17 protein-coding genes are annotated in these 21,854 nt (G+C 62.1%); 8 read left to right on the top strand and 9 right to left on the bottom strand.

Annotated elements, in window-relative coordinates; translation table 11 throughout:
* Positions 1 to 14: 14 nt before the first annotated feature.
* The gene (locus tag ACYVGC_RS04570; protein ID WP_460582606.1) at positions 15 to 1,421 is read right to left on the bottom strand and encodes a carbohydrate porin; all 1,407 of its coding nucleotides are present in this window, start codon (positions 1,419 to 1,421) and stop codon (positions 15 to 17) included.
* Positions 1,422 to 1,617: 196 nt separating this feature from the next.
* On the opposite strand from ACYVGC_RS04570, the gene ACYVGC_RS04565 reads away from it, so the two are divergent.
* On the top strand, positions 1,618 to 2,343 hold the full coding sequence (locus ACYVGC_RS04565; protein ID WP_460582605.1) for a hypothetical protein: 726 nt from the start codon (positions 1,618 to 1,620) through the stop codon (positions 2,341 to 2,343).
* 52 nt (positions 2,344 to 2,395) lie between these two features.
* On the opposite strand, the gene mgtE is transcribed toward ACYVGC_RS04565, so the two are convergent.
* Both mgtE and ACYVGC_RS04555 read right to left on the bottom strand, forming a co-directional pair.
* On the bottom strand, positions 2,396 to 3,787 hold the full coding sequence (gene mgtE, locus ACYVGC_RS04560; protein ID WP_460582604.1) for a magnesium transporter: 1,392 nt from the start codon (positions 3,785 to 3,787) through the stop codon (positions 2,396 to 2,398).
* A gap of 108 nt (positions 3,788 to 3,895) precedes the next feature.
* Positions 3,896 to 5,944 carry a M13 family metallopeptidase gene (locus ACYVGC_RS04555; RefSeq protein WP_460582603.1) on the bottom strand — a complete coding sequence of 683 codons (2,049 nt, stop codon included), beginning with the start codon at positions 5,942 to 5,944 and terminating at the stop codon, positions 3,896 to 3,898.
* 142 nt (positions 5,945 to 6,086) lie between these two features.
* On the opposite strand from ACYVGC_RS04555, the gene ACYVGC_RS04550 reads away from it, so the two are divergent.
* The 3 genes from ACYVGC_RS04550 (at position 6,087) to ACYVGC_RS04540 (ending at position 7,566) form a co-directional block, all read left to right on the top strand.
* The gene (locus ACYVGC_RS04550; protein ID WP_460582602.1) at positions 6,087 to 6,527 is read left to right on the top strand and encodes a hypothetical protein; all 441 of its coding nucleotides are present in this window, start codon (positions 6,087 to 6,089) and stop codon (positions 6,525 to 6,527) included.
* Positions 6,528 to 6,662: 135 nt separating this feature from the next.
* The gene (locus tag ACYVGC_RS04545; protein ID WP_460582601.1) at positions 6,663 to 6,920 is read left to right on the top strand and encodes a hypothetical protein; all 258 of its coding nucleotides are present in this window, start codon (positions 6,663 to 6,665) and stop codon (positions 6,918 to 6,920) included.
* A gap of 157 nt (positions 6,921 to 7,077) precedes the next feature.
* Positions 7,078 to 7,566, top strand: a complete 489-nt coding sequence (locus ACYVGC_RS04540; RefSeq protein WP_460582600.1) for a GNAT family N-acetyltransferase — start codon at positions 7,078 to 7,080, stop codon at positions 7,564 to 7,566.
* A 127-nt stretch (positions 7,567 to 7,693) separates the two neighbouring features.
* Here ACYVGC_RS04540 and ACYVGC_RS04535 read toward each other — a convergent pair whose 3' ends face one another.
* The gene (locus ACYVGC_RS04535; protein WP_460582599.1) at positions 7,694 to 9,784 is read right to left on the bottom strand and encodes a T9SS type A sorting domain-containing protein; all 2,091 of its coding nucleotides are present in this window, start codon (positions 9,782 to 9,784) and stop codon (positions 7,694 to 7,696) included.
* A 164-nt stretch (positions 9,785 to 9,948) separates the two neighbouring features.
* On the opposite strand from ACYVGC_RS04535, the gene ACYVGC_RS04530 reads away from it, so the two are divergent.
* The 4 genes from ACYVGC_RS04530 to ACYVGC_RS04515 all read left to right on the top strand — a co-directional run bounded on the left by ACYVGC_RS04530 (position 9,949) and on the right by ACYVGC_RS04515 (position 13,156).
* A complete protein-coding gene (locus ACYVGC_RS04530; RefSeq protein ID WP_460582598.1) occupies positions 9,949 to 10,347 on the top strand; it encodes a carboxypeptidase-like regulatory domain-containing protein in 399 nt (132 codons plus the stop codon).
* A gap of 31 nt (positions 10,348 to 10,378) precedes the next feature.
* Positions 10,379 to 10,681, top strand: a complete 303-nt coding sequence (locus ACYVGC_RS04525; protein WP_460582597.1) for a hypothetical protein — start codon at positions 10,379 to 10,381, stop codon at positions 10,679 to 10,681.
* A 283-nt stretch (positions 10,682 to 10,964) separates the two neighbouring features.
* A complete protein-coding gene (locus ACYVGC_RS04520; protein WP_460582596.1) occupies positions 10,965 to 11,600 on the top strand; it encodes a helix-turn-helix transcriptional regulator in 636 nt (211 codons plus the stop codon).
* Between the two features lie 296 nt (positions 11,601 to 11,896).
* A complete protein-coding gene (locus ACYVGC_RS04515) occupies positions 11,897 to 13,156 on the top strand; it encodes a hypothetical protein (RefSeq protein WP_460582595.1) in 1,260 nt (419 codons plus the stop codon).
* A gap of 178 nt (positions 13,157 to 13,334) precedes the next feature.
* On the opposite strand, the gene ACYVGC_RS04510 is transcribed toward ACYVGC_RS04515, so the two are convergent.
* From ACYVGC_RS04510 to ACYVGC_RS04490, 5 genes are all read right to left on the bottom strand, one after another.
* A complete protein-coding gene (locus tag ACYVGC_RS04510) occupies positions 13,335 to 14,027 on the bottom strand; it encodes a M48 family metallopeptidase (protein ID WP_460582594.1) in 693 nt (230 codons plus the stop codon).
* Complete coding sequence (locus ACYVGC_RS04505) at positions 14,027 to 17,245, bottom strand: type I restriction endonuclease subunit R (protein WP_460582593.1); 3,219 nt, start codon at positions 17,243 to 17,245, stop codon at positions 14,027 to 14,029. Before ACYVGC_RS04505 ends, ACYVGC_RS04510 begins: the two co-directional genes overlap by 1 nt.
* Positions 17,242 to 18,492, bottom strand: coding sequence for a restriction endonuclease subunit S domain-containing protein (locus ACYVGC_RS04500; protein ID WP_460582592.1), 1,251 nt, complete (start codon positions 18,490 to 18,492; stop codon positions 17,242 to 17,244). Before ACYVGC_RS04500 ends, ACYVGC_RS04505 begins: the two co-directional genes overlap by 4 nt.
* Positions 18,489 to 20,120 (bottom strand): type I restriction-modification system subunit M, encoded by a 1,632-nt coding sequence (locus tag ACYVGC_RS04495; protein ID WP_460582591.1) that lies wholly within the window; start codon positions 20,118 to 20,120, stop codon positions 18,489 to 18,491. The genes ACYVGC_RS04500 and ACYVGC_RS04495 overlap by 4 nt, the downstream gene beginning before the upstream one ends.
* 269 nt (positions 20,121 to 20,389) lie before the next feature.
* The gene (locus ACYVGC_RS04490) at positions 20,390 to 21,841 is read right to left on the bottom strand and encodes an ATP-binding protein (protein ID WP_460582590.1); all 1,452 of its coding nucleotides are present in this window, start codon (positions 21,839 to 21,841) and stop codon (positions 20,390 to 20,392) included.
* Between the last annotated feature and the right edge of the window lie 13 nt (positions 21,842 to 21,854).

Genomic DNA, 21,854 nt, shown 5'->3' with positions numbered 1-21,854 from the left:
GGTAGCCCCGCCCCCTAAAACTCGACGTGCACCCGCAGGGCCACCACGTGCACCGGCCCCGGCAGGCGGCTGGTGTTGTAGCCAGGGTTAAAAATAAGCTGATAATCAGGGCTTAGCGCGGCGTGGTAGCGCGGAAAGTCAATACTGTAGTACACCTCCCCGATGTATTCGAGGCCATAGTCGAGGCGGCCGTCGCCGAGGATGAAGCCCGAGCCGCCGGCGGCCAGGTAGGCGCGGTGCTCTTGGGAGAGGCCGTTGGCCACGGCCGCCACGCCGAGGCGGTCGGTGGGGCGTTTCCAGCGGGCGCCGGTGCTAGTGGCGCCCACGCTCAAGCTGCGGTCAATTTCGGTGAAGGCCCAGGTTTCGTTGTGGCCATCGTTGTAGCTGAAGCGGCCGAAGAGGCCCACGCTGGGCGAAATCTCCTGCTCGGCATTTACCACGAAGCCGTATTTGGTGCGGCGCTCGGCGCGGGCGGCCGTTACGTCGGGCAGGGCACCCAGGCTGCGCGCCTGGCTCACGGCCAGGTTGTAGCTGCCCATGGCGGCCTGGTTGCGGAAGCCCAGCAGACGCACCGCGCCGGGGTGGCTATTGATGCTGTACGACTTGGTGACTTCGGCCGTGATGGCCTGGGCCTTGTTGTAGTGAAAATCGAGGGTGGGGCCGTTGGCATCGGTGGGCATCGACGACACGCCGGCGCGCAGGGCCAAGCCGGGCTGCACGTACTCGAGCACCGCGCCCACGGTGTAGCCACGCACGTTGGCGGGGTAGTCCCAGCCGCCGGCGCTCATCAGGCTCCAGTTGAAAAACTGGGTGCGCGGGTCGTGCGAGTAGCTGTTCTGGTCGAAGTAATCGGCGATGCTGAACTTGCCCGCGTTCAGAGCCAGGTACCGGGCCGGGCGCGTGCCCTTCAGCTGGTTGAGGTCGTCCTCATCCTCTTCCTCGGCCGGGCCCAGCGACCACAGCTGGCGCAGGTAGAGGCGCGCCAGGTACACCTGCGGCGCGGGGTCGCCGATGCGAAACGTTTCGCCGTTGGGTGCGCCGCCAATGCCGGTGGCCCCACTCAGGCCGCTGCCGCCCGCCACTTCGGGGTTGAAGTATACGGCCGCCCCCTTCCACAGCCGCCGCCCTAAAAAGAGCGTGGTGGTGAGCGAGAGCTTAGCGTTTTCGCGCGCTTGCAGGCTATTGGGGCCCGCGTAGCTCGGGCGCAAATCGTTGTGCCACTGCTGAATAACGGTTTGCTGAAAATGGACGCTCCAGTTTTCATCGTGCGTGTGGTGCACGGGCTCTTGGGCCGAAGCCGCCGCCGGCACCTGGCCAGGCGTGACGGAAGCCGGCGGCGTTACCTGCCCCTGGGCCAGCGCACGGCTCGCCACCAGGCCCAGAGCCATCACCCCTACTGCCCGCAAAAAGTACTGATTCATCAACCTAGAAAACTAACGGTGAAGTGCGAAAGGAACAAAATTAAGCTCTTCCACTTCACCCACCGCAGCCTCATGTAAGCTTCATACTAGCAACGAGTTAGTGCGCCAGTTGCTGGCGCGGGCCAGTGGCTGCCAAATAGCCACCAGGCCAGCCCCCTACCTTGCGGCCCCAACTAACCCACCGGTTGGCACGCCTATGCAAAAAATTACGCTTCAGGGCCAGGTGCTGGGTCGCTTATGCGCCGGGTTGGCTACGCTGGCCCTGGCGGGCTGCTCGGTAGGCCACCTGCCCAAGCTCGACGATGGCTACTACCAAGTGGTGCAAACCAACGACTCGACGCTGGCGCGAACGGTGGCCGCCGTGCCCCGCCACCGCTTTTATATAGAGCAGCAAGTGGCCGACACGCTGCTGCTGTACCGCCCGGCGGCGGTGCCGGGCCCGCCGCTGCGCTACGGGCTGCACGCCGGCCAGCGCGTGGTGGTGCTGCGGCGCGAGTTTGACTTCGATATTTTTACGCTGCCATTTAAGGTGCGGCCCGGCCGCGAGGGGGTGCCGGCGCAGCTCAATACTAACTTCAACGCGGCGCTGTACCTGGGCCGGCGGCTCGATTTTTTTCACCTCACCCGCCACCGCACCCCATCGGGGCGGGCGGTGCCGCTGGTGCGCACCGTGGGGCTGGGCTACGGGCTGTTTACCGGCCTGGGCTCGGCCGACATCAGCGCCGACCTCACCCGCGGGCACGCCACCACTGATTATGAGGGCTTTGTGGTGCACAGCGGAGCCGCCGTTATCTACGATGCGCGGGTGTTCAACGTGGGGGCGGCCGTGGGCATCGACCGCCTGCTGGGAGCTGATGCCAGCTACTGGCTCTACCAGCAAAAGGTGTGGGTGGGGTTGCTATTCGGGTTAAATCTCAACTAAGGCATTGGCTGACAAGGCACTGGCTGCTACCGGCCCGCGGCCGCGGGCGCCGCTACAGCATGGTGCCGTGCAAAAACAGGTAGGCCACCGAGAAGTAAATCACCAGCCCCGTCACGTCTACGAGCGTGGCTACGAAGGGCGCGGACGACGTGGCCGGGTCGAAGCCGACCTTCTTGAGTAGCAGCGGCAGCATGGAGCCGGCCAGCGAGCCCCACAGCACAATGCCCACCAGCGCAAAGCCCACCGCCAGGGCCAGCGGCACCCAGTGCGGGCCGTAGTCGCGTAGGTGCAGCCCTTGCCACATGGCGATGCGGATGGTGCCCACAAAGCCCAGAATCGCGCCCAGCGCCAAGCCGGCCAGCAGCTCGCGGCGCATCACTTCCCACCAGCGGCCCACCGTCACTTCGCCCAGGCTCATAGCCCTGATAATGAGTGAGGTAGCTTGCGAGCCCGCATTGCCGCCGCTACTGATAACCAGCGGCACGAACAAGGCCAGCACCACCGCCTTCTCAATTTCGCCCTCAAAAAAGCCCATGGCCGTGGCCGTAAACATCTCGCCCAAAAACAGCACCACCAACCAGCCGGCGCGCTTTTTCACCATTTTGAGGAGCGGAATTTCCAGGTACGGCTCATCCAGCGCCTCGGAGCCGCCGAGCTTCTGCATGTCCTTGGTGTTTTCGCGCTCGCGCAGGGCCAGGATGTCGTCGAGGGTCACGATGCCCAGCAGCACGCCCGCCGCGTTGGTCACGGGCAGGGCCACGCGCTGATGGCGGCGAAAGTCGGCCAGGGCCGCCTCCTGGCTTTGCAATGCACTGAGGCACACAAAAATGTTGTTGCGCACGTCGCCGACCCGCACCGTGAGGTCGGCCATGAGAAACTCCCGGATGTGCACGTCATCCAGCAGAACACCTTGCTCATCAACTACATACAGCATCGTCACGGTTTCGGCGCTGGCCCCGTGCTGCCGAATGTAGTCAAACACCTGGGTCATGGTCCAGTCCTCGCGCACGGCAATGTAGTCGGGCGTCATCAGCCGGCCCACGCTATCGTGCGGAAAGCCCAGCAGCTCCAGCGTTACGCGGCGCGCCTCGGGGGCCAGGCGTTCTACCTGGCTCTTCACGAAGGCCACCGGCAGGCGCTGAAACAGGCCCGTGCGGTCGTCGGGGGCCATGTCGTTGAGAATATTGGTTACCTGCTCGGGCGTGAGGTGGCTCAGCAGCTGGTTTTGGGCGGGCGGGGCCAGGTAGCCAAACACGGCCGCCGCCTGCGTTAGCGGCAGCAGCCGAAACAGCAGCAAGAACTGCTCCTCGGGCTGCTGCGCCACCAAGCGGGCCAAGTCGAGGGCGGGCCAGCTTTGCAGCAGCGTTTTAAGGCCCCGAAAATCGTGCTGGGCTAGTAGCTCGCGGACGTTATCGGCCGGAGAAAGCGCGGTAGTAGGTGCCATAAGGAGGGTGGCTGGTGGCGGGTATTTTATTCGACAAAAGCCACATACGCAAACTGGCCCCAAAACGCCGTGTCAGCGCTTTGGGGCCGGTTTTTCAGGCAATTTTCTTTACCAAATCTTCACCCGCGCCGAGTCCGGAATGAAGAGTTTCTGGCCGGGCTTCACGCCGAAGGCTTCGTAGAAGGCGGGCACGTCGGCCATGGGGCCGTTCACGCGGTACTGGGCCGGCGAGTGCACGTCGGTGAGCAGCTGCGAGGCCAGGCTTTCGTCGCGCACGTGCATTTGCCAGCCCAGCGCATAGCCCAGGAAATAGCGCTGCACGGGCGTGAGGCCGGCCACTTTTTTGCCCTCCTTATATTCCTTGGTTTTCTTGAAGGCGTCGAGGCCGATGACGATGCCGCCGAGGTCGGCAATGTTTTCGCCGGCCGTGGCCTCGCCGTTGATGTGCAGGCTATCGAGCAGGGTGTAGCTATTGAACTGCTTGACAATCACGGCCACGCGCTGGTTGAAGCGCTGGCGGTCGGCCTTGCTCCACCACTCGTGCAGGTTGCCGTGGGCGTCGTACTGGCTGCCCTCGTCGTCGAAGCCGTGGGTCAGCTCGTGGCCGATAGTACTGGCCCCGGCGTAGCCGTACACCAGCGCGTCGTCGGCGTTGGCGTCGAGCAGCGTGGGGATGGCGAAGGCGGCGGCGGGCAGCACAATCTCGTTGTTCGAGCCGTTGTAGTAGGCGTTGTAGGTCTGGGGCGTCATGCCCCACTCGGTACGGTCCACGGGCTTGCCCAGCTTGTTGAGCTGGTAGTTGTACTGCCAGGTATTGGCGCGCATCACATTGGCGGTCAGTGAGGTGCGGTCAATGGTCAGGCTCGAATAATCCTTCCACTTATTCGGGTAGCCCACCTTGGGGTTGATTTTGTGGAGCTTGTCCAGGGCCACCACTTTGGTGGGCGCGCTCATCCAGTCCACATTTTTGATATGCTCAGCGAACGACGATACCACGTTCTTCACCAAGGTATCGTAGCGGGCTTTGGCTTCGGGCTTAAAGTATTCTTTTACAAACAGTTGGCCCAGCGCATCGCCCAGCGCGTCTTCCTGCATGTCGAGCACGCGCTTCCAGCGGGGGCGCATGGCCTTGGCCCCACGCAACGTGGTGCCGTAGAACTTAAAGTTCTCATCCACAAATTGTTGGCTGAGCGTAGTGGCGTACTCGCGGGTTAGCTGCCAGGTGAGGTAGGCTTGCCAATCGGCCACGGGCTTGGTTTTCAGGAGCTGGCCCACGGTTTGGTAAAACTCGGGCTGGCCCACAATCACGGTATCCACGCGGGGCACGCCCATTTGGCCAAACCACGCCTGCCAATCCACGCCGGGCGTCAGCTTGTCGAGCTGGGCCAGCGTCATCTTGTTGTAGTTTTTGTAGGGGTCGCGCAGGGCTTCGAGCTTGCGCGACGACTTGGCCAGGCTGGTTTCGAGGGCCATCACGCGGGCCGAGTTGGCGTTGGCCGTGGCCGAGTCCTGGCCCAGCAGCTTAAAGGTGTTGGCCACGTGGCGCACGTAGGCGCGGCGGATATTTTTGGTGCGCGTGTCGGTGTTGAAGTAGTAGTCGCGGTTGGGCAGGCCCAGGCCGCTTTGGTAGAGGTACAGCGCCATCTTGTCGCTGTTCTTGTCGTCCTGGCTCACGCGCGGGCCGATGAGGGCGCGTACGCCCAGCTTGATTTCCTGGGCGATAACGCCCGGCACGTCGGCCGCCGTTTTGATGGCCGCAATGCGGTCCAGCTCCGGCTTAATGGGCGTGTAGCCCAGCTGGTTGGCCTTTACCGAATCAATGCCCACGGCCCAGAAATCGCCGATTTTCTGCTGGTTGCTGCCGGGCGCGGCGCTGGCCTTGGCGGCCTCCACGCTGGTTTCGCGCAGGCGACTGTATATCTCCTTCTGCACCTCAATGCCGATGCCCGAGTTGCTTTCGGAGGCCGGAATGGGGTGGTTTTTAATCCAGGTGCCGTTGGCGTAGCTGAAAAAGTCGTCGCCGGGGGCCACGGTGGTATCGAGGGCGGCGCGCAGCAAATCGGGCTGGTTGCCACCCGCGGCCGACGAGCTAGGGGATGAGTTGCAGGCCGTGGCCAGGGCGGCCAGCAGCGGCAGCGCCAACAGGTTTTTGTTCATAGAGCAGGTAGCGTGTGAGGTAAAGAGCGTTCGACTAAGCCGGCATTTTGCGGCCCGCAATAGTAGCGCGGGGGCGGGCACATTAGCTAAGGGGCGGCCCTTTACGTAGGAGGGTTGCACGCTTTTTCCCTACTCCTGCCTTATGCCGCTGGCCCGTTTGCTGTTCCTCAATTTCGCGCTGGCCGCCTACCTCACGGGCGTTATCTGGGTGGTGCAGCTGGTGGTGTACCCTGCGCTGGCGCTGGTGGGCAAGCCCGAGTTTGGGCGCTACCACGTGGCCCACACGCAGGGCATGGGCTGGGTGGTGGGCGCGCCCATGGTGCTGGAGCTGGCGCTGGCCGGCTGGCTGGCCTGGGCCGCCTACGCCACCTGGGGCGCGGGGCCGGCGCTGGGGCAGCTGGCGCTGGTGCTAGCGGTGTGGGCCGTCACATTTTTTATCTCGGTGCCATTTCACAACCGGCTAGGGGCGGGCGGCTACAACTACATCGCTATCGACGGCCTCACGCGCACCAACTGGCTGCGCACCCTGGCCTGGACGGCCCGCACCGCCTGGCTGGGCTGGCTGCTGTGGCGGGGGCAGTAGGCGGTGGGCAATATCGTTCAAATCAGTTACCTACTACCCATTGCCCAGCACTTACTACGCATTACCCATTGCCCATTACTTACTACCCATTACCTATCGCGCCGTAACTTGCGGCCTTAAATCCGGCTTACCTGTATGATGATGAAACGCTTCCTGCCCACGCTGCTAGCTTCAGCCGCCCTCACGCTGACGATGGCCGCCTGCAGCTCGCCCGACGGCAACCCCACTTCAACCGAAGACGACGTAGCCACCGCGCCCCTGCCCCCCCTGCCGGCAGCCGTAGACACGAGCGGCGGCAAAAAAGCCCCCGCCCCCGCCGCCAACAGCGTCAACCGCGAGCTAACAGCCCCCAACGCCGTGGAAGACATCAAGAAGATGCAGCCGCAGATGTAAATCGCAGATTTGCGCTGATTGAGCGGATTTCGCAGATTCGGACGACACCTTTCGAATTTTTGAGTGCACTCTTTTAGTACTTTTTGGCCTGGGTTAATGAGCTGTTTTACAGTTTATTAACCCAGGCTTTTGTTTATCCTGATTTTCACCGATTTCTATGCCCTTCTCTCCTACCCTGCGGCGCGGCCAGGAAGCTGATTTGCCCCGCGTGCTGGCCCTCATTCAGGAACTGGCCGTGTATGAGCGTGCGCCCGATGCCGTGACGAATACCCTGGAAATGATGCAGCGCGATGGCTTTGGACCGGAGCCGATTTTCGGCTTTTTCGTGCTCGAAAGCGGGGCTGAGCTTGTCGGTCTGGCCCTCTTTTACACCGCTTACTCTACCTGGAAGGGCCGGATGCTTTTTCTGGAAGACCTGGTGGTGACCGAGGCCGCCCGGCGCGGCGGCTACGGCCGCCTGCTCTTCGACGCCGTGGTGGCCGAGGCCCAGCGCACCGGCGCCCAGCGCATGAAGTGGCAGGTGCTCGACTGGAACGAGCCGGCCATTACGTTCTATAAAAAGCTCGGTGCCAACATCGAAAGCGAGTGGCTCAACGGCAACCTCAGCGCCGAGGACCTGCGTGATTACCAGTTTGCAGCAAGCTAAAAGAACGTCATGCTGAGCTTGTCGAAGCATCTCTACCACGCCAATAGGTTGGTAATCTTGGCGGCGTGGTAGAGATGCTTCACTGCGTTCAGCATGACGTTCTTTTAGCTTTATAACTACTTTTAAATCACAGTCTTATCACCCGCACGCTGCGGTTACCCTGGTCGGAGGTGAGGCGCAGAATGTAGAAGCCGGGCCGCAGGCCGGTTACATCGAGCGTGAGCAGGTTGAGGCCAGCCTGCACGCTGGTGCGCTGGCCCCGGTGGTAGCGGCCCAGCTCGTCGTAGAGGCGCAGCACCAGGTCGCCGGTTGCGGCGGCGGGGTAGGCTAGCTGCAACTGATTATCTACCACGGGGTTAGGAAACACCTGCACATCGGCGATGGCCTCGCCGGTTGCTACGGGCACCGGGGCGGCGTAGTCGGTGCTGCCATCGGGGCGGCGCAAACCCAGGCGGTAGTAGCGTAGGCCCGCCGCCGGGCGCGGGTCGGTGAGGGTGTATTGGCTGCTGGCGGCCCCGGCGTTGGTGGTAGCCACCGCTTGCCAGCCCGCGCCAGCGGCGGTGGTGTCGAGGCCCGCGCTGCACTCCAGCACGAAGCCCGTTACAAAGCACTCGTCGCGCGTGCTGAAGGTAGCCGCCGGCCCCGCGCCACTGGCGGCAATAGCCAGCGCCGTGAGCGGGGCCGGCAGCATGGCCGGCCCGCCGCAGCCCCGGTTGCGGAAGCTGCGGGTACGCAGCACTAGCCGCCCGCCCGCCACGTCGGAAGCGGGGTCGAGCACGCGCAAGGTGGCTCCGGCCGCCACCCCGAAGTGCATGATGGCCCCCGGCCGAATGAGGTGCGACAGCTGCTGCGCATGGCCCAGCTCGTGCACGGCCACCGACTCAAAATCGTACTGCCCCGCCCCCGGCCGCGCCGGCCCCAGCTGAAACGGCAGGCTGGTGGCAAACTGCTGGTCGATTTCGGACACGTAGAACACCACCTCGCCCTGCGCATTGTAACAGCCAGAGTAATAAGAGGTTGTGCGCCCCAGCACCCGCGCCGGCAGCGTGCCATCATCGAAGGCAATGGCGTTGGTCTGGTCGAGGGCAATGGTATTGGCGGCAGCATCGGCCCCCAGCTCCCAGTTGATGCCCGAGGTGCAGCGCCACTGCGTCAGGGCCCGCTGCCAGGCCGCCACGGCGGGGGCATTGCTCCGAAAATTGGGGGCCAGCCGAAACGTAAGGCCGCCCGTGGCATTGGTAGCCACGTGGTTGGGGCGGTCGGTGAAGGTACCGGTAGTGTTGTCGATGTTGGCGAGGGCGTAGATGATAACGAGCGCCGTGGCCGTGGTGGCGGCCGTGCCATCAGCGGCCGTTACGGTTACGGGGCCGGTGCCGGCGGGGTGGCCGCCGCTGGCCAGCGAGGGCACCCGCAATTGTATCTGGGTGTCGGTCCAGCTGAGGTAGTCGCGGGCCAGGGCGCGGGTGGTAGTGGCCCCACCATCGTCGGCATTGCGAAAATCGACGCCCCCGCTGCCCTGGCTGCTGCCAAACCCGCTGCCCCGAATGGTGAGCACCACCCCAGTGCCCGCCGTAGTTTGGGCCGGGCTAAACCCGCTGATGGTGGGGGCCGCCGTGCGCTGGGCGGCCCCCGCCAGGCGCTGAGCGGCCACTTGCAGGCGCGGGTTGGCCCGCAGCAGTTGCGTGGGCTGGCTGCTGAGCTGCGCGGTTTGCTGGGCGGCCGCGGCCCAGGTGGCGTAGGCGCGGGCCGGCTCGGCGGCGGTGCCCAGGGTGAGGTCGTAGGTGATAACGCCCTGGCTGGACGCGTAGGCGGCGTAGGCCGGGGCCGCGCCCGGCCACGGCGCGGGCTGCAAAAAGAAAATCCCCTGCTGGCCCACGGGCAGCGGGCGCAGGGTGTTGGTGAGTTCCTGGCGGGCCAGGCCCACCTGGCCGCCCTCTACCAGCAGCGGCAGCGCGGCCGTGTCGGGCAGCGCACCCTTGAGTACCCGAAACACGCGCAGCCGCTGCCGCGTAAAGATATGCTGATGCGTAGCGTCCCATTCGCCTTGCGCATCAAGCACTTCAGCTTCCACAATGAGGCTGGCGGCCTGCGCCCGCTCGGCGGGACTAAGGGGCAACAGCAGGCACGGCAGCGGGGTGGGCTGCGCGGCCAGCCGGCCCCCGGCCAGCACCAAAAACAGCCCCAGCAACCACCCTTGGCAACGAATAGAAAAGCGCATGCTACGAAAGTAACCCCCGCCCGGCCCCCGGCCCCAGCCTACTGCCCACCCGGCCGCCGCATCCGGCACGCTTTCTGAATCAAGACTTTCGGCCATTAGTCGCTGTTTGCGTACTATCACCTTACGTTCTCCCTGCCCCGCCCCCTGCTTACCTCACCCTACTCATGAACTATTCACACTTTTTTTTCTGCACCTTATTTACTGTCAGCACGTTACCCGCCTTCAGCCAGACTACCCCGCCGGCTGCTGGGTACGACGCGGCCAGCCGGGCGTGCAACGCGTTCAGCGGCCGCGTAATGGCCGGGGGCAAGCCGCTGGCCGGCGTTAGCCTGTCGGTGAAGGGGGCCATGACCATTCTCATTACCAATGAGGAAGGTTTTTTTACGCTGCCCGCTACTGGCACCGGCTTCCCCACCCTCACGGTGAGCGCCGCCGGCTACGCGCCCCAGGTAGTCACCCTCGCCTCGTGCGCGCCCGCCATAGTAGAGCTGGAGATGCTGCCCGGCACGCGCATCAAAAAACACGGCAAGCGCAAGGGCCAAATCACGAAGACGGGCGAATAGGACGCCCGCCCACGCTTCGCTTTTTTGCCATATGCTACCCTCGCCCACTTTCGTAGTGGCAACTAGCTTTCGGGTGCCGGGGCTTGGCCTGCTGGTGCTGCCCGCGCCCCCCGCGCCCGCCTGGCTGGGTGCCCACCCGCTGCACACCGCCCTGCTGCTGCGCCTGCACTGCCCCGGCCAGCCGCCCCTGGCCCTGCCCGCCACCATCGAGGAGCTGGACCGCGCCGGTGAGTTGCCCGCCCGGGCCCTACTGCTCGATGCTGACCCCGGCGGGCCACTCCCCACCGGCGCCTGGCTGGAAATAGCTGCTGCTGAGCAAAAAGGCTTGCTTTAACCAAGAAAAATAAGTACTTTGGCATTACTCCTTCCCTAGACCTCAGTTGATTACGCGGAGCTAGGGAGGAGTATAGCCACTCACTTCTCCCTACCCGCTATGATTTCACTACTTGCTACGCGAAAGCCTGTCTTTTTTGCCCGGCCCCGGCCCAGCTTTAAGGGGGATAACACTAGGGCGCTGGTCCAACACCACGACGGGCACCCACTCGATGAGCACTGCAACTCCTTATCGAACAGTTACTTGCGTTAGGCACTGATAATTCCAACTCAGTACTTAACCCATGGCAACGCTCCTGCTGGATGCGGGCCTGCTGGTGGCCGCCCCGCCCACTCTCCTTCGTCACGGCCTGCTGCTCACCCTGCGCGAAGCCTGGCCCACCTGCCCAATTCACTTTGTGGCCGACCCCACGCAACTGCCCCGGCTATTGCGCAACCAGGGCTACGCCCTGCTTATCCTGGATAGCACTGCCTTGGCAGCCAAGCTATTACCTACCATCTTACACCAGGTGCGGTGCCTGCGGCCCTGGTTGCCCACCCTAGTATTGACGGGCCGCCGGGTGCCGGTGCTTTCCGTAGCCCTGACCCCGGCGGCCGTGCCGCGCCTGCTCTCACACCACGCTACCCCGGCCGAAGTAGCCAGCGCGGTAAAAGAGCTGCTGGCCAACGCCCCCACCCTGGCGTTGCCAGAGGCCCCGCGCTCCCCGGCCCGTCCAGCCCACGCCGGCTTCAGCCCCCGCGAGCTGGAAGTACTGGCCCTGGTAGCCGCCGACCTCTGCAACGAGCAAATTGCCAATCAGCTGTGCCTCAGCGTGCGCACCGTAGAAAGCCACCGGCGGGCCCTGTTGTACAAGGCCGGCGTACGCACCCCCGTGGGCCTCGTGATGCGGGCACTTCGGGAAGGCTGGGTGGAAGCTTGAGAATCAGGGCTGGCACTGATGCACAGGCTTTGTGAGCGCGCGTGCTTTGTGCCTATGCAAAGAGTATCCCAGGACTTACGCAGTTTGGGCCGCCAGCCAGCCCCAGCGCCTCGCCTTCTTGGTGGACATCAACCTCGTGTAATGGAGTGGCTTGGACCGCTAGGTGGCGCTATTCTGGGGTAAGTGATACCCTGTGGCTGAGTACGAGTCTCATTCAGAGTTGTATCCGTTACCAAAAAAAAAAATTACAGTACCATTTATTTCTCGCAATAATTTCCTAGAAGACCCTAAACCCTATGAAACTACCTTTCCTTTCAAGCCAGACAATTGCAGTACTCATCGTTTTCCTGTTGCTGCAAGGCTGCGGCTCACCAGTGCGCCTACTCACAACGCGCACTCCTCCAAAGACCAATAATTATGGCCGCTACTACCTGCCGCGCAAAATAATGGAGTGTAGTGCTACGTACACTATTACCTATGAAGACCATTTTAAATGGGATTTGCCGGCTACCTATTCTGCGGCTCAAATAAAAAAAACAAAGCGGCACTACAAGAAAAAGCCGACACCAAGTAGCCAGCAAATGCTTTCGGTGACGACCGCAGAAGAGTTCCCATTAGCTTTTCAAACCGAACAAGACCCCAGTGTAGTATTTTGGTTGTCGACAGATGTTGCCAAGGGCCTCGACGAATTTGACTTACAGTATGCGGATACAGCACCGGGGATTATTAAGTCATGTAACGCTGCCTTCACGCCGAGTGGCGATGCAATAGCCACCACCACCCTAAAAGTGGGTACTGCCGTACTGACGGCCGCCGCTGCGATAATTACTGTGGCCTTTACAGTCAATCCGCACCCCGATTCCATTGGGAAGCACACCGAACAGGTCGTAATCAAAAAGCGCAAGGATGTGCGCACATTATTTACCGGTCCAGTACCCGATGCAAGTACGGAAGTTACTGTTTTTACTTTCGGCGAGAAAGATTTACAGGTACCAGCAGACAGTAAAGTAGCAGTTCCCGAAGTCGTTATCTCTTTATACCTAACAGCCATTGCCAGACCTGAGCTTTCGGCCGAAGAAACCAAGGCTGTGCAGCTTGTGCAGGCCCCAAGGCCGGACTCAAGCGCACTTCAGGTACAGGGCATTATCTATCGACAACCCCGCTTTTGCGACGTTATGGTGCAAGTGACCAAAACCACCACACAGGGCCCGTTAGCAGCTACCACCATCGCTAGCCGCACTAGCTTCCCGCAGCTCGGCTTTATGGGAGTGGCTCCTGTGAGCTTTTCGCGAAAAGGAGGTAAGCGGACAACCTTGGTTACTTTCAATACTGCCGATGGTGGCCTGCTCGAATACAAGCTGAACCGCGAAAGTGGCAAGGGTACCGCTGCCACTGAATCAGGCAACTTGGCATCAGCTTTACTTAGTGATTATGCTAAGCAGCGCCAGAATAATACGGAATTGCAAAAGCTGAAGGATAGCAACGAGCTACGGGAGGCAAAAATAAAAGAATTGGAAGACAAGAAAAAGTACGACACCTTACTAACAGCACCATAGGGCATTATGTCAAAAAACCGCCCCGTTGCTGCCGTATCTGTTGGTCACCTTTAACGCCTCGGCAGCGCCCCGCGCAGCCGGGGAGCTCTTATACCCAAGTACTGCCCCCCCCAAATACCGCCTCGGCCATCGCCCGCGTCGCCTGGGCCGCTTGGCGGCGGTGTAATTGGCTGTGCGCTCACCCCCGCACCGCACCCACCCGCGCATCCAGCTCTGCCCAACCGGGCAGCCACCGCGCTACCTCGGCCCAAAATGCTTTGCCGTGGCTTTTTACCTTCGTGTGGCATAGCTCGTGCACGATGACGTAGTCGATGAGCGTGAAGGGCAGCTTTACCACCTCATAATTCAACAGCAGCACGTTGGCGGGGGTGCAGCTGCCCCAGCGCTTAGGCATCTGCCTGAATTTCAGGCTGCTATAGTCCAGGCCGGTTTTGGCGGCCCACTGCTGCACGCGGGGCGCAATTTTTTCGCGGGCTTTGGCGCGAAAGAAGGCGGCCAGCGCCTGGGCGATGGCGGCTTGCACATCGCCCAGGGGGCTTACCTGGATGCGGAAGCTGGAATGGTTGAACGTGACCCGCGCCTGGGGCAGCGTGGCATCAAACATGACTTCGGTGTAGTACTGGCGGCCGAGGTAGGCTATGCGCGAGCCCGTAACGATGTCGCCGGGCTGCACTACGCGCACCAGCTCCAGCTTGGCCAGCACCCAGCGGGCTTTGCGCAGCACCAGCTGGTCGGCCTGGGCGGGTGGCAGCGGCGGGCCTTTGAGTACCACGCCCTCGCCCTGGGCCACGCTGAGGTAGTGCGCCGCCAGGTCGGGGCGCTCCTGCACGGTGTAGGCAATGGTGTGCGGGCCGTATTGGACGTGCTGCATCAGGTATTTTTTTGAATCAGGGACACCAGCTCGCGGGCGCGCTGGCGGGCTTCGGGGCTGGGCAGCGTGGCTTTGAGCAGGGCGTGAATTTTGTTTTCCATCTCCTTTTTCACTTCGCCCTTTTCTTTCCAGCCCACAATGTTCAGCTCCCCGCCGATGGTGGCGAATAGCTGGCGGGTGGCTTCGGCGGCAGCACCAGCCGCATCGGCGAAAAGGGTTTTGAGGGAGCTGAATACGGCGTTTTCGCGCTCGGTTCGGAAGCCCTGGGCCTGGCCTTCGCTTTGCTCGTTCACGATTTCATCGAGCAGGGCGGTGTAGCCGAGCAGCAGCTGGGCCTGGGTGAGGCGACCGGCTTCGTGCTCCTTCAGCAGGTTTTCGAGGCGCTGGGCCAGGGGCTGGTAGTAGTCGGGGTTGCGGCCAGTGCCCAGCTTGATTTCATACTTGAGCTGGTTGCGCATCTTCAGCTCCTTGGTGGCAGGCGAGGCGTCGAGGATGTCGGCCCGGAATTTCTCGCGGTCAATGATGGACACCGGCTCGGCCAGCAGGTTGTCGACGCCCTGGGCGGTGAGGTGCTCGTTGATGAGCTGCTGCAAGAGCTGGCTTTCGTCGGGGCTGATTTTGAAAGGGTCGCCGTCGGGGTAGGCATTGCGGGCGCGCTGCCTGATTTCATTAAATAACAGAAAATCACCCTGGTACTGCATGGCAGCCTGGTTGGGCAATACAATGTTCACCGACTTGTTGAAGGCCCGCAGCAGGTCCTTGAACTCGTCGCGGTGGTGCAGCGGCTCCAGGTAGCGGATGCAGGCATCCACGAACGCGGCCCGCTGGTAGTGGCGGTCAAGTTTCAGCGGCTTGGCGAAGGCCAGCAGCTTGCCGTGATTAATGGCCAGCTTGGGAATTTCGTCGTTCAGGTTGCGCAGGATGTCGTCGGGCCGCACGTCGCCCGAAAATATTTCCAGCGCCTGCAGGAGGTGGGCCGTAATGCCGCTGTAGTCCAGGATGTAGCCCGCCGCCTTGCCCCGGTACGTGCGGTTGACGCGGGCAATGGCTTGCAGTAAGCCGTGCTCTTTCAGGGGTTTGTCGAGGTAGAGGCAGGCGGCAATGGGCGCGTCGTAGCCCGTGAGCAGCATGTCCGACACAATCAGGATGGCCGTGTTGTCGTACTGCTTGCGCTTGCCCGACTTGTCCCGCGCGGCCTCGTCGCCGAAGGGCAGCTTGAAGTCCTCCGTTACCTGCTTCACGTCTTCGGGCTGGGTGAGCAGCAGCGGCTGAGGGTCATTGGGATAAACGCGGTTCCAGGCCAGGCGCTCGGCCTGCTCGGCGGCCAGCGGGTCCGACTTCACCGCGCCCAGGCTCACCACCACGCGGGTGGTGTAGTTGTGGTAGCCTTCGGCCTGCAGCTGGTCGAGGGCTTGCTTATAGCGCAGCGCGGCCCGGCGGCCCGCGCACACCAGGATGGCCTTGAAGCCTTCGGGCCGGATTTTTTGGCTATAGTGGTCGAGCAGGTGCCGGCTGATGTCGCGGATGCGGCCCTCCGACAGCTGGTACTTGCGCAGGGCTTCGTCCTTGAGCTTCTGCTGCTTTTCCTCGGGCTCGTGGCCGAACTGCTCGGCAAACTCGGCGTCCAGCTCGGCCTTTTTCACGTCGAGGCGGGCAATGCCGGCATCGTAGAGCAGCTCCACGGTGGCGCCGTCGGCCACCGACTCGGTGATGGTGTACACGTCGAGGTAGTCCTGGCCGTAGAACTCGGCCAGCGTCGATTTATCCTCCCGCGAAATGGGCGTGCCGGTGAAGGCCACGAACTTGGCATTCGGCAGCACCGCGCGCATGAAGGCGGCCAGAAAGCCGTAGTGGCTGCGGTGGGCCTCGTCCACCAGCACGTACAGGTTGGCTTTGGCGGAGAGCACTTCTAGCGGAATTTCCTCGCGGCTGGTTTCGGTCCACTTGCCTTCGACCAGGGCCTTGGTTACCTGCACCAGCAGGTTGGCCATGAGGTGGCGCTCGGTGCGGGTGAGGCCATCGGCATCGGGGGCATCTGGAGGACTGAGAGCATCGGGCGCATCGGTGGCGTCCTTATCGGCCTGCTGAAACTTCTGGAGCGTGGTGGTGATGACGCCGCCGTAGTCGTTGCGCAGCAGCTGGTCGAGGTGGCGCACCGAGGTGGCCTGCTGCACGTTTTTGAACCCGATGTGCTGGAAGGTGGTCGTTATCTGGCGGTCGAGGTCGGTGCGGTCGGTGAGCACCAGCACGGTGGGGTTGTCGAAGCCGCTTTCGGGGGCCCGCAGCTTGCGGATGAGGTAGGCCATGGTGAGGCTTTTGCCGCTGCCCTGGGTGTGCCACACCACGCCGCCCTGGTCGGCGGCCCGCAGGTGGGCCAGGGTGCGGTTGGTGGCCCGCAGCTGCTGGTAGCGCGGCAGCTTCTTGGTGGTGCGGCCTTCTTCGCGCTCAAACAGCACGAAGTGGCGCAGCACATCGAGCAGCCGGGCGGGGGCCAGCAGGAAGTACAGCAGGCGGTCCTGGGCGGTGGGCTCGCGGCCGGGCAGCAGGGCCCGCAGGGGGGCCAGGTCGGTGCGGCGGTCGTTGTAGCTGGCCCAAAACGCCTGGGGCGTGCCGATGGCCCCGTACCTGGCATCTACTTCCCAGAGGCCGGCGCACAGCACGTTGCAGTGAAACAGCCGCTCGTTGTTGCGCTGGTAGTGGGCCAGGTCGTGGTAGGCGCTGTCCCAGGCCCCGGCGGCGCTGCCGGCCTTGCATTCGAGCACGGCCAGTGGTAAGCCGTTCACATACAACACGATATCGGGCGCGGCCACCGCGATGCGGCCCTGGTAGCGGGGCTGGTTGGTTACGAGCCAGTCGTTGTTGGCGGGCTCGGCAAAGTCGAAGTAGCGCAGGGGCAAAAACTCGTCGTGGCCCGCCACGGTCTGCTTGAGGTTGGGGGCGTCGCCGCGCAGCAGGTGCCAGGTGGCCTCGTTGGCCTCGAGCAGCGACCCGGCCGCGCCCGCCGCCAGCAGCAGGTCGTAGGCGCGGGCCTGGTTGGCGGCATCCAGGGCCGGGTTGAGGCGGGCGATGGCGGCCCGCAGCCGGCCGGGCAGCAGCACCTCGGCGGCGTCGGGCCGCTCGGCCTTGAGGGCGGCCGCCGGCACGTAGGTGTAGCCCATCTGCTGCAACAGCGCCAGCGCGGGCTGCTCCGAGCCGAGGAATTCGGGGCCCTGGCTCATACCAGCTCCGCGACTTGCCCCGCCGCCACCCGCACCCGCCGCTGCCCGGTGAGCAGCTGCTGCATCAGCCCTTGCTTGAGGGTCTGGTACTGGGCTTTCTTGGCTTGGAGCACGCCGATTTTGTCGTCCACGGTGGTGAGAATTTCGGCGATTTGAAGTTGTTCGGGGAGTGGTGGAATAACAATTAGCGTAGAAGCTATTTCACCTGTGTTAACCACTCCCTGAGTAGAGCCAGCCGTTTTCTTAGAAATCTGGCTTTTAACTAAATCAGAGTTGAATTGATGATGCAGAAATAGCGCATCTAATCCCTCGCCAGACCTTACAATCACAATGTTTAGGCAATTTGCTGGCGGGAAATTTTGAGGCACAATTACCGCTTGGCCACTGCTGCCGTGCCTAGCCACCAGAATATCGCCGGACTGTAATTGAGACTTTTTATTCTTCTCATGAAATTCTGTCGAAACGTATTTTGGATTATTCAGCACCACTTGTCCATCCGACAAGTTGCCTGTTCTAACCATCAAAACACCTTCACCTTTTTCAACATAAAACTTCTCGCAGGTTCCAACGAATCCAACGCAAATTCTCCTGCACATATCAATTAGCGGGCTAGCCTCCCAACTCGCCGGAATCTCCCCCAGTGGCGAATCCTTGAACTGGGTATGCCCGATGCCGCGCGTCAGCAGGCGCTCCATGAGGCCCTTTTTCAGTTCCTGGGTTTGCGCTAGCTGCTCGTCAATCACGGCCATCTTCTCATCCAGCGTGGACAGGATTTCGGCTATTTTCCGCTGCTCGGGAAGCGGAGGCACTTGAAAATAAGCATTGTTGAGGTCTTTCGTTGATAGATGTTTTACTGTTGTGGCTGATGTTCTAGCGTGAACATTCAGTAAGAATGGTTGAAGCAAATAATACGCAAAATTCAAATCTAAACGGGCACCTTTGACGCTGCTAATTTTCATTATTCGCTGGTTCAGAAGTGCGTCACGGCCTTTCCACTTCACAATGTGAAAGTCGCCATCCATTCCAATTAAAATATCTCCTTTACGAATCAGAAAGTCGTCGCTATAGATGCCGCTAAAAAGTGTATCTGTCAAGCCGCTTAGCAAATTTCTGATTCTAATAAGAGGCTTGCCTTCTAGCTCATTAAAGTTTTCAGAAGCGAATGGAAATCCGCTCACAATTTTGACATTCTCTTTTAGCGAGACGGTTTGCCAATCTTGGGCTACTACTTCGTTTTCAATTTTCATAGCCCAATTTCCTCCAGCAAGCTTTCCAGTTTCGCGTCAATCTCAGCTTCTTTGGCTTCCAGCTCGCGCAGGGCGACGTGGACGGCCGCCAAGTCGATGGCGGCGGCGGCCTCGCTGCGGTCGATGTAGCGCGAGATGTTCAGGTTGTAGTCGTTGGCCTTGATTTCGGCCAGCGGCACCACGCGCAGGTACTTGTCCACGTCCTGCCCCGCGTCGTAGGCCGCCAGCACGCGCCCGATGTGGGCTTCTTCCAGCTCGTTCTGGTTTTTGCCTGCCTTGAACTCCTGGCTGGCATCGAGCACCAGCACGTTGCCGCGCCGGGCGGGCGCTTTGGTTTTAGCCAGCACCCACACGGCCGCCGGAATGCCGGTGTTGTAAAACAAGGCGGCGGGCAGGCCCACGATGCCTTCCACAAGGTCGGCGTCGAGCAGCCGCTGCCGGATACTGCCCTCGGCCCCACCCCGAAACAGGGTGCCGTGGGGCAGCACCACGCCCATGCGCCCGCTCTGGCGCAGCACGGCCAGCATGTGCTGCAAAAAGGCCAGGTCGGCGTACGAGCGCGGCGGCGTGCCATACAGCAGCCGCCCGAAGCGGTCGGATACGGCGGTGGCGTAGTTGGGAGCCACTTCCTTTTCCTTTCCTTTTTTGTCGAGGGTTTTGGTGGTGCCGGTTTCGGCGGGCGTCCACCAGCGGTCCTGCGAAAAGGGCGGGTTGGCAATCACCCGGTCGAAGAGTTGCAGGTCCTTTTTGTCGTCGAGGTGCTTGGGGTCGGTGAGGGTATCGCCCTTGCGTAGGTCGGCGCTGCCGTAGTTGTGCAGCAGCATGTTGAGCTTGGCAATGGCCCAGGTGCCCAGGTTTTTCTCCTGGCCGGCCAGCGCCACGTTCACGTTGGGCCCCACTTGCCCGCCGGGCTGCTGGGCCACGTAGCGGGCGCTTTCGATGAGCATGCCGCCCGAGCCGCAGGTGGGGTCATACACGGTGTTGCCGGGCTCGGGCCGCAGGAGGCCCACCACCAGCTGCACCACCCCGCGCGGGGTGTAAAACTCACCGCCCTTCTTGCCCGCATCGTCGGCAAACTGCTTGATGAGGTACTCGTAGGCATCGCCGAGCAGGTCGGGGGTATACAGGTCGGCGTTGCGCAGCGAGTGCTTGTTGAAGTGGCGCAGCAGCCGTTGCAGGGTGTCGTCGGTCAGCTTTTCCTTGTCGCCAAACTTGGTGGCCGTCATCACGCCTTCCAGGTTGAGGTCGGCGTTTTCGCGCTCGATGGCGGCAAAGGCTTTATCGAGGGCCACGCCGATGTTTTCGGTCACCTTCTTCACCTCGGCCCAGCGCGCCTCCACCGGCACCCGGAAGTAGGTAGCGTCTTCGGCCTCCGCCTGCGAGTAGCCTTCGCGGGCCATGAGGCTTTCCACCTCTTCGTCAAACACGTCGTTGGCCCGCTTCAGAAAAAGCAGCCCAAAGATGTAGTTCTTGAAGTCGGAGCTATCGATGGAGCCCCGCAGGATATTGGCCGAATCCCAGAGCCAGGATTCGAGGGTGGAAAGGTCGAGTTGGGGCATGGCGGCGGGGGCAGGCGGGGCCGGCGCGGGGGTAGCCGCGCGAGCAGTAAAAAGGTCGAGTTGGGGCATTGGGGTAATTTTTCCGGGGCCGGGCGGGCCGGGGCTGCACCCAAATGTAGGGTTGCTAATCAGCTTTCGGCGGCAAGGCAAGCAGGGCCGATGGCCCGGCTTGGTGAAGTATTAACTAACTCAAGTTGCGATGTACGCAGTACCGGGGCGGGCTGCCGGCTTTTCGCCGGCTGTCCGCTCGTCGTTCACGCCACTTGTTCAAGCTATGAGCGGACAGGCGGCGAAAAGCCGGCAGCCCGCCCCAACGACCCGCTACACTGCAACTTGGGTTAACTAGCCATTGGCAGCTCGGCGGCAGCAGCGCGGTAGGCTTGGTTTTTACTGCGGGGCTTGTCGGGATAACGCAGCTGGAGCTGGCCGCTGGCTACCAGGCGGCCTACATAACGCTCACGCAAGCTATGTACCGTTCTACCTACTAAAACGGCCAACTGTTGGATGGTCAGGTATTGTTGTTGGCAAAGCCGCAGCAGTATACTATCCATTACCCCTTGGCGAGGCTGGCCCTCGCGGGCTGGCCGGGCAATTTCCTCCAGCTCTACCGGGCCACTTTGAGGTATGTTGCCCGCAGCTTGGGGAGTGATGAGGCCAGTTTGGGGAGTGATGAGGCTAGCTTGGGGAGTGATGAGGCCAGTTTGGGGAGTGATGAGGCTATCGAACAGCGGTAATTGCTTGGTTGCTCCGTCGCCGGCCGGAGGCAGGGGCTTGCCTAGTCCCAGGCGGTAGGTAGTCCAGCGGCCGACCAGCTTCTGCTCCAGTAAGCCGCCGCGCACCAGGCGCACCAGCAGCTTGGTGAGGTCGGCTGTGTGCAGCTCCATCTGCTTGCTCAAAAAGTCGTTGGTCACGGTTTCATAGTGCCAGGCGCATACCATCACCCAGCGCTCATTGGCATCGAGCTGCTGAAACGCCTCGCCGTAGCGCTCGCCCAGTTGCTGCAACGCCTGCGGCGGAATAAAGCTGGTGAGACGCATATCCAGCTCCACTGCTTCCAGTGCGGCATGGTCGAACAGGCTGGGTTGCAACCACGACTGCTCTTTCCAAGCTTGCAAAATGGCCGAAAAGCCGGTACCGGCCCGGTCGGCCACCCCCATCAGCTGAAACATCTTTTGCACCGCCCGATTGCGACAGTCACTGGTACCGCCCCGATAGATTTCCTCCGTTGAAATGCGCAGCAAACCCGGATTACGAAAGCTAAAGCGCCCCGGCAGCTTGATAATGCGGATGGGCGTGCTACCGCTGTAATCGGCGTGTACCAGGGTGTTAACCAAGGCCTCACGTAGCGCTTTATGCACGTCGGTTTCATCTACGCGGCGGTCTTCCACCAACTGAAATGGCACCTTCAAATCGGCTACCAGCTTGGGGTACACGCGCCGATAAAAGTCATAGAGGTTGCCCGACCACGAGGCATCGGGCGTTACGCGGTCGAGCCAGCGCGCCGCGCCAGGGGCCTGCTCCTGGTAGTCGGGGCCATAATGCGGCACCTGCTGCGTGATACTGTGCTGCTGCCCAAACATGAGTAGCCCAGCCAGCGTGAGGCACCCCAGGCGCGTGGCCCGGTCAATGTGCCAGCCGCCCAGACATTCCAAAAAAGCCTCGTCAGGGTAACCATTCCAGCGGTGGCCGGGCCGGCGCTGTGCAAACTCGGTGCGGTACGCCCGCAGGGTATCGGGGTCGAGGTCGGGTAGGCCATAGCCGGATAGAGGACGGTCGTCGAGCGTATCCATGCTGCGCCTCACC

It is taken from the genome of Hymenobacter arcticus, assembly GCF_054779975.1.
Note: the sequence above shows the minus strand (reverse complement) of the source record. Positions and strands in the feature narration are given on the sequence as shown.